Below are 6,963 nucleotides of genomic sequence, written 5' to 3'. Positions count from 1 at the left end.
GCCTCCAGGGGGATTCGGGGGATCTGCATTGATCAAGCCCCCGCGGCCCCGTTTCATTCCCGCCGCCGCACCGCCCCAGGTGACGGCGGACGGACGCGCGCGTCGGCGGGCCGGTGCGGTGCGCCCCCGAGCGCACCGCACCCGGCCCCGTCCGGAACGGGAGCCGCCCGCCGCTCAGGCCGGCACGTGGCTCTTCTTGCGGGTCCAGTGCCGGTGGGCGGCGACGGCGTCGACGAACCTGGCGGCGAAGTCGCCGCCGTGCCCTCGGGTCGTTACAACGCCTTGGTCCACCACCGCGTTCCCGCCCGCGCTCTCGTCGGCGAACCGCACCCCGGTGAGACCGGCCCGCTCCAGCAGGCCGATGCCCTCGTCGACGGCGGCGACGGCCTTGCAGTGGACGAACGCCTCGGCGACGAAGTGGACGGCGTCGCCGTCCTGCGACAGCGTGCGGACGCTCGCCTCGCCGCCGGGCACGAGCACCGCGTCGTACAGCACGGACGCCACGGTCGGCATCGCCTTCGTGACCTCGACCTGGCCGCCGTTGGCCGCCTGCACGTAGCCGTCCGCGGCGGCGAGCACCTCGACGATCGCGCCCCGGTCGGTGAACGCCTCGCCGATCGCCGCGACGGCCGCCGAGTCGACGCCGTCGGCGACCAGCACGGCGATCTTGCGGCCCAGCACCGAGTCGGCGGGCGAGTTCGCCTGGCTCAGCGCGGGCGAGCTGCGCCCGTGGTTGGCGACCGCGGCGGTGCCGGGCGGCTCGACGCCGATCCCCTTCGCCACCGCCACGGCGAGGTCGTGGTCGACGCGGCCGAGGTGGCCGACGACGCCCTCGCGGATGTGCATGTGCTCGCACTTGCCGAGCTCGAAGCGGAACGCGCCGACGATGTGTTCCTTCTCCCAGTCGGCCATGCTGTTCCAGAACAGCGTCGCCTGGGAGTAGTGGTCCTGGAAGCTGTCGCTCCGCTTGCGGATCTTGGCGCCGTCGACCCGCTCCGCGTAGTGGGTGAAGGAGCCCGCGCCGCCGACGGCCGGGCAGCCGCCCGACAGGCTGTTCTTGTGGTAGGCGGAGCGGGCCCCGTTGATGTCCATCTGGTGGTAGCCGTCGCGGTGGTGGTTGCGGGACGGCGCCACGGGGCGGTTCACCGGGATCTGCGGGAAGTTCGGCCCGCCGAGCCGGATCAGCTGCGTGTCCAGGTAGGAGAACAGGCGCGCCTGAAGCAGCGGGTCGTTGCTGAAGTCGATGCCGGGGACGATGTTGGCGGTGTGGAAGGCGACCTGCTCGGTCTCGGCGAAGAAGTTGTCCGGGTTGCGGTTCAGTTTCATCCGGCCGATCGGACGGACCGGGACCTCCTCCTCCGGAATGATCTTCGTGGCGTCGAGCAGGTCGAAGTCGAACTTGTGCTCGTCCTCGGCCGGGACGAGCTGCACGCCCAATTCGTACTCGGGGAACGCGCCCGCCTCGATGCGGTCCCACAGGTCCCGGCGGTTGAAGTCGGGGTCCTTCCCGCCGATCTTCTGGGTCTCGTCCCAGGCCAGGGAGTGCGTGCCGAGGATCGGTTTCCAGTGGAACTTCACGAACGTCGGACGGCCCTCGGCGTTGATCAGCCGGAACGTGTGGACGCCGAAGCCCTGCATGGTCGCGTAGCTGCGCGGGATCGCCCGGTCCGACATCAGCCACATCATCATGTGCAGCGTCTCGGGTTGCAGCTGCACGAAGTCCCACAGGGTGTCGTGCGCCGACTGCGCCTGCGGGATCTCGCTGGACGGTTCGGGCTTCACCGCGTGCACGAAGTCGGGGAACTTGATGCCGTCCTGAATGAAGAAGACGGGCATGTTGTTACCGACGAGGTCGAAGTTTCCCTGGCGGGTGTAAAACTTCGTCGCGAATCCGCGGACGTCCCGGACGGTGTCGGCCGAACCGCGCGACCCCGCGACCGTCGAGAACCGGACGAACACGGGTGTGGTGATCGAGGTGTCGCAGAGCAACTCGGCGGTGGTGTAGTCCGCGAGGGAGTCGGTGAGGACGAACTGTCCGTAGGCGCCCGAGCCGCGCGCGTGCACGACCCGTTCCGGGATCCGCTCGTGGTCGAAGTGGGTGATCTTTTCCCGGAGGTGGAAGTCCTCCAGCAGGCTGGGGCCGCGCTCGCCCGCCGCGAGCGAGTTGTCGGTGTCGTCGACCGCAATCCCCTGGTCGGTCGTGAGGGCCGCCCCTTCCGGGCTCACCCGCCACTGTTCCAGCTGATCCTGTTTGTCGTCGCGGCCGCCGTCGACCATCTTCGCTCCTTGTGACGCGCACGGGTGGGACTCTCCGTGCTCGCCGCTACCCGAGACCATCGGCGACATGCCCGCCTTGACCGGAACTTTGGCGACGCGCCGCCGGACCGGGCGCGCCCCGGCACGGCGGGCGGTGCGGCACCCTTTTTCCGTGTCGTCATGCGGCACGAGGACGTGTCAGGTCCTGGAATCCGCTACGGTCATGGACGCCGCGTTGGCGAGGGGAAGGAACACGGAGCACACATGGCCGAGAAGGTCATTCGGGTGGACGACATGGACGGGTCCGAAGGATCCGATGTCGACAAGCGGGACTTCGAAGTCCTGGATCGTACGTTCACGATCGACTTGAGCGACGACAACTACAAGCGCCTGAACGAGTTGCTGGACGGTCTCGCGCCGTTCATCGAGAACGCCGCCGAGGTCAAGCCCGCCGGGAAGGGACGCAAGTCCCGCACCGCGAAGATCAAGGGCTACACGAACGCGGATGTGCGCTCGTGGGCATTGCGAGAGGGCGTCGAAGTCTCCGAACGTGGCAAGATATCGGATGAGGTCTATGCTGCATTCATCGAGGCTCATCCGGACGCGAAGCCGGACGCATAGTTAGGGAGTCCCCGCATGGCACAGAAGGTCGAAGTCCTGCTCGTGGACGACATCGACGGCGGAGAGGCGGACGAGACCGTCAGCTTTTCCCTCGATGGGACCACGTACGAGATCGACCTGAGCAAGAAGAACGCCGACAAGCTCCGCGCGGGTCTGGAGCCGTTCGTGGCGGCGCCCGCAAGGCGCGCAAGACGACCGGTCGCACGGGTCGCGGCACTCGTACCGCGAACAGCCGGGAGCGCTCCGCCGAGATTCGCGAGTGGGCGAAGAACCGGGGCATCAAGGTCAATGAGCGGGGCCGTATCCCCGCTCACGTGATCGAGAAGTACGAAGCCGCGCACTAGCGCGGTCCCGCCGCGCACCGCGGCGGCGTTCGGCGTCTTCTCGAGGCCGGGGTGAAATTCTCATCACCCCGGCCTCGCGCATGCTCGGCCCCGTCCGCGACCTTCGGCGCAGGACGTATTTTCTTCCCGGAAACCGTCACAATCCCTGGACAATTGCCGCAAATGTAACCAATCACTGACGGTCGGCTTTATCGCCCCGTTGCCCGCTCCCCCGGGCGCGATCGGTCCCCTCGGACGGGGTAGGGAGGCCATCGGACGAACGTGGAAGGGGGCGCCGGAGGTGGACGCCGCGCTCGGGCTGCTGGCCGTCCTGCTGCTGACCGCCGCGACCGGGTACTTCGTCGCGCAGGAGTTCGCGTTCGTCACCGCGGACCGCCCGGCGATGGACCAGCGGGCCGCCGAGGGCGACCGCGCGGCGGCGCGGGCCGTACGGGTGATGGGGCGGCTGTCGTTCATGCTGTCGGGCGCGCAGCTCGGCATCACGGTCACCGCGCTGGTGGTCGGGTACATCGCCAAGCCCGCGCTGGCCGACCTGATCGCGCCCGCGCTGACGGCGTCCGGGGTGCCGGAGGGGGCGACCGGGAGCATCGCGGTGGCGCTGGGGTTCGCGCTGGCCACCGTGATCCAGATGGTGCTGGGCGAGCTGTTCCCCAAGAACCTGGCACTGGCGAAGGCCGAGTCGCTGGCGCGCGCGCTGGCCGGGTCCACCCTGGTGTACCTGACCGTGGCGGCGCCGCTGATCCGGCTGTTCGACAGGTCCGCCAACCGTCTCGTCCGGGCGGTGGGCATCGAACCGGTCGAGGAACTGCATCACGGCGCGACGCTGGAGGAGCTGGGGCACATCATCGGCGAGTCCGGCGAGCAGCTCCCGGCGGGCCACGCGGACCTGCTGGAGCGGGCGCTGGCGTTCTCCGAGCGGGACGCCGAGGAGGTCATGGTGCCCCGCGTGGACGTCGTGACGGTGCCGGTCACCGCCCTGGCCGCCGACCTCGACGAGATCATCTCCGCGACGGGCCGGTCCCGCTTCCCCGTCGTCGGCACCCGCGTCGACGACGTGGTCGGGGTGGTGGGGCTGGAGGAGCTGGTGGCGCTCGCGCCCGATGCGGCGGCGCGCACCCGCGTCGGCGACATCGCCCGGCCGCCGCTGCTGCTGCCGTCCTCGCTGCCGCTGCCGCAGGTCGTGCTGCGGCTGCAGGCGGCCGGCGAGACCCCGGCCTGCGTGGTCGACGAGTACGGCGGCTTCGCGGGGCTCATCACCTGGGAGGACGTCGCCGAGGAGCTGGTCGGCGAGATCGCCGACGAGAACGAGCCGGACGAGGACCTGGCGATCCGCCGCGGCGAGTGGTGGACGACCGACGCCGGGCTGCGGGTGGACGAGGTCGAGCACGAGACGGGGATCGCGCTGCCGGAGGGCGACTACGAGACGGTCGCGGGCCTGCTGCTGCAGCGGCTCGGCCGCGTCGCCCGGCCCGGCGACGTGGTCGACGTCGCGCTGCCGCAGACCCGGCTGGACGAGCCCGCGCGGACCGCGATCGTCGAGGTGCTGACCGTCCGGCGGCACGTCCCCGGGCTGGTGCGCGTCCGGACCGTGGAGGGGAACGGGCACCCGCACGAGCCCGGGAACGGAAACGGGCACCCGCACGAGCCCGGGAACGGGGACGGCGGCGGGAGGGGGCGGCGGTGAACCTCGGGCTCGGCGCGGTCGTGACGCTGGCGCTGCTGGCGGGCAACGGTTTCTTCGTCGCCACCGAGTTCGCGCTGGTGGCGGCCAAGCGGCCGCGGCTGGAGCGGGCGGCGGCGCACGGCAGCCGGGCCGCGGGCACGGCGGTGGCCGGCATCGACGAGCTGACGCTGACCCTCGCGGGCGCGCAGCTCGGGATCACGATGTGCTCGCTCGGGCTCGGCCTGGTGTCGGAGCCGGTGTTCGCCGAGACGCTGGCACCCCTGGCGCACGCCGCCGGGCTCCCCGACGGCGCGTCGCACGCGGTCGCGTTCGTCCTCGCGCTGGCGCTGGTGACGTTCCTGCACATGGTGGTCGGGGAGATGGCGCCGAAGTCGTGGGCGATCACGGCGCCGGAGCGGTCGGCGACCGTCCTCGGACCGCCGTTCCGGGCGTTCAGCATCGTGATGCGGCCGGTGCTGGCGGCGCTGAACGGCGGGACGAACCTGCTGCTGCGGGCGATCGGCTTCCGGCCGACGACGACCCGGAAGGCGGCGCGGACGCCCGAGCAGCTCCGCAACATCGCGGTGGAGTCGCGGCGGCTCGGCCTGATCGGGGAGACGGACCTGACGCTGCTGACGGCGGCGCTGGACGCCGTGCGCGTGCCGCTCGCCGACCTCGCGATCCCGGTGGAGGCCATCGTGTCCGTCCCGGCGGACGCGTCGCCGCAGGAGGTGATCGAAACGGCCGCGCGGACCGGCCGGATCCGCATCATGCTGCGCGGCTTCGACCGGGCCGGACGGGCGCGCATGGTGCACGTCCGCGACGCCTACCTGGCCCGCGCCCGCCGCCGGGACGTCACCGCGGGCGAGCTCGCGCATCCGGTGCCCGCGATGCCGATCACGACGCCGGTCGGCGAGGCCGTCGCGACGCTGCGGGCGCAGCACAGCCATCTGGGTCTCGCGGTGGACGGCGAGGGCCGCGTCGCGGGCCTGGTCAGCCTGGACGATCTGCTGACCACGCTGCTGGCGGTCCGCTGACCCGCCCGCGACATGTCAACGAAGGTTGACGCACGGCCGGTCGTCAACCTACATTGACATGCATGAGCGATGGAGTGACGCTCGCCCGCGAGGCGGGCAGCCGGGATCCGGCGGTGGGACTGCGGGCCGTCCGCGCGCTGCGCGAACTGGCCGAGCGCCTGGAAGGCCTGCAGGTCGCCTCCGCCCGCGAGCGCGGCTGGTCCTGGCAGGAGATCGCGGACCACCTCGGCGTGAGCCGGCAGGCGGTCCACAAGAAACACGGCGGCGGGCGCCGCCTCCTCCCGAAGAAGGAGCAGTAGGAATGTTCGAACGGTTCACCAAGGACGCCCGCGAGGCCGTCACCGGCGCCCAGGGGCAGGCCCGCGACCTCGGCCACGGGTACATCGGCACCGAGCACCTCCTACTCGCGCTCGTCGCCGCCGACGGCGGCACCGCCCGGACGCTGCGCGAGCACGGGCTCGACGCGGCCGCGCTGCGGGCCCGTCTCGGCGAGGCGGGCGGCGGCGATCTCGACGGAGACGCCCTGCGGGCCATCGGCATCGATCTGGAGGCCGTCCGCCGGGCCACCGAGGACAGCTTCGGGGAGGGCGCCCTGGACGCGCCGGGCCGCGGGAACGGCCGGCCGCAGGCCCACCTCCGGTTCACCAAGGACGCCAAGAAGGCCCTGGAGCTGAGCCTGCGGCACGCGATCCGGCTCAAGCAAAAGCACATCAATGCCGGGCACATCCTGCTCGGCCTGCTGCACGACGACGACTTCCGCGCGGTGCGGCTCACCTGGGAGTCGGGCGCGGACGTGGCCGAACTCCGTTCCGACATCACCCGCATGCTGACGTCCGAGGCGGCCTGAGGCCCGGTCCCCGGACGCCCCGCGGCCCGGCCGCCCGTCAGCCGCCGGACCGCGACCCGAGCGCCGCCGCGCAGGCCCGGGTGCGGACGGGATCGCCCGGGAACCGCCGCGCGCACTCCGCCCGGACCCAGGACGGGTCGCTCGGCGCGGGCTCGGCCGGTTCCTTCCGCGGCACGGGCGCCGGTTCGGGTTCGG

The 6,963-nt window shown here is 71.8% G+C and carries 6 protein-coding genes and 1 pseudogene; 6 read left to right on the top strand and 1 reads right to left on the bottom strand.

Going from position 1 to position 6,963, the window contains the following annotated elements; genetic code table 11:
• Positions 1-174: 174 nt before the first annotated feature.
• Complete coding sequence (locus BJF79_RS28680) at positions 175-2,277, bottom strand: catalase (protein WP_075902035.1); 2,103 nt, start codon at positions 2,275-2,277, stop codon at positions 175-177.
• A 243-nt stretch (positions 2,278-2,520) separates the two neighbouring features.
• Here BJF79_RS28680 and BJF79_RS28675 point away from each other — a divergent pair, with 243 nt between their 5' ends.
• From BJF79_RS28675 to BJF79_RS28650, 6 genes and pseudogenes are all read left to right on the top strand, one after another.
• A complete protein-coding gene (locus BJF79_RS28675; RefSeq protein ID WP_075902033.1) occupies positions 2,521-2,877 on the top strand; it encodes a histone-like nucleoid-structuring protein Lsr2 in 357 nt (118 codons plus the stop codon).
• Between the two features lie 15 nt (positions 2,878-2,892).
• Positions 2,893-3,221, top strand: a pseudogene (locus BJF79_RS28670) (histone-like nucleoid-structuring protein Lsr2).
• Positions 3,222-3,501: 280 nt separating this feature from the next.
• Entirely contained in the window at positions 3,502-4,905 is a 1,404-nt protein-coding gene (locus BJF79_RS28665; protein ID WP_083734063.1) for a hemolysin family protein, read from the top strand.
• The gene (locus BJF79_RS28660) at positions 4,902-5,921 is read left to right on the top strand and encodes a hemolysin family protein (RefSeq protein WP_075902031.1); all 1,020 of its coding nucleotides are present in this window, start codon (positions 4,902-4,904) and stop codon (positions 5,919-5,921) included. Before BJF79_RS28665 ends, BJF79_RS28660 begins: the two co-directional genes overlap by 4 nt.
• 62 nt (positions 5,922-5,983) lie before the next feature.
• A complete protein-coding gene (locus tag BJF79_RS28655; protein WP_075902029.1) occupies positions 5,984-6,220 on the top strand; it encodes a helix-turn-helix domain-containing protein in 237 nt (78 codons plus the stop codon).
• Positions 6,221-6,222: 2 nt separating this feature from the next.
• On the top strand, positions 6,223-6,768 hold the full coding sequence (locus tag BJF79_RS28650) for a Clp protease N-terminal domain-containing protein (protein WP_075902027.1): 546 nt from the start codon (positions 6,223-6,225) through the stop codon (positions 6,766-6,768).
• Positions 6,769-6,963 lie beyond the last annotated feature (195 nt).

Origin of the sequence: Actinomadura sp. CNU-125, from assembly GCF_001942465.1 — a bacterium.
Lineage (GTDB): Bacteria > Actinomycetota > Actinomycetes > Streptosporangiales > Streptosporangiaceae > Spirillospora.
Note: the sequence above shows the minus strand (reverse complement) of the source record. Positions and strands in the feature narration are given on the sequence as shown.

Excerpts from the sequence above, each read along its gene's own strand:
- BJF79_RS28680 (WP_075902035.1), bottom strand. The coding sequence starts at position 2,277 with ATGGTCGACGGCGGCCGCGACGACAAACAGGATCAGCTGGAACAGTGG.
- BJF79_RS28675 (WP_075902033.1), top strand. The coding sequence starts at position 2,521 with ATGGCCGAGAAGGTCATTCGGGTGGACGACATGGACGGGTCCGAAGGA.
- BJF79_RS28655 (WP_075902029.1), top strand. The coding sequence starts at position 5,984 with ATGAGCGATGGAGTGACGCTCGCCCGCGAGGCGGGCAGCCGGGATCCG.
- BJF79_RS28650 (WP_075902027.1), top strand. The coding sequence starts at position 6,223 with ATGTTCGAACGGTTCACCAAGGACGCCCGCGAGGCCGTCACCGGCGCC.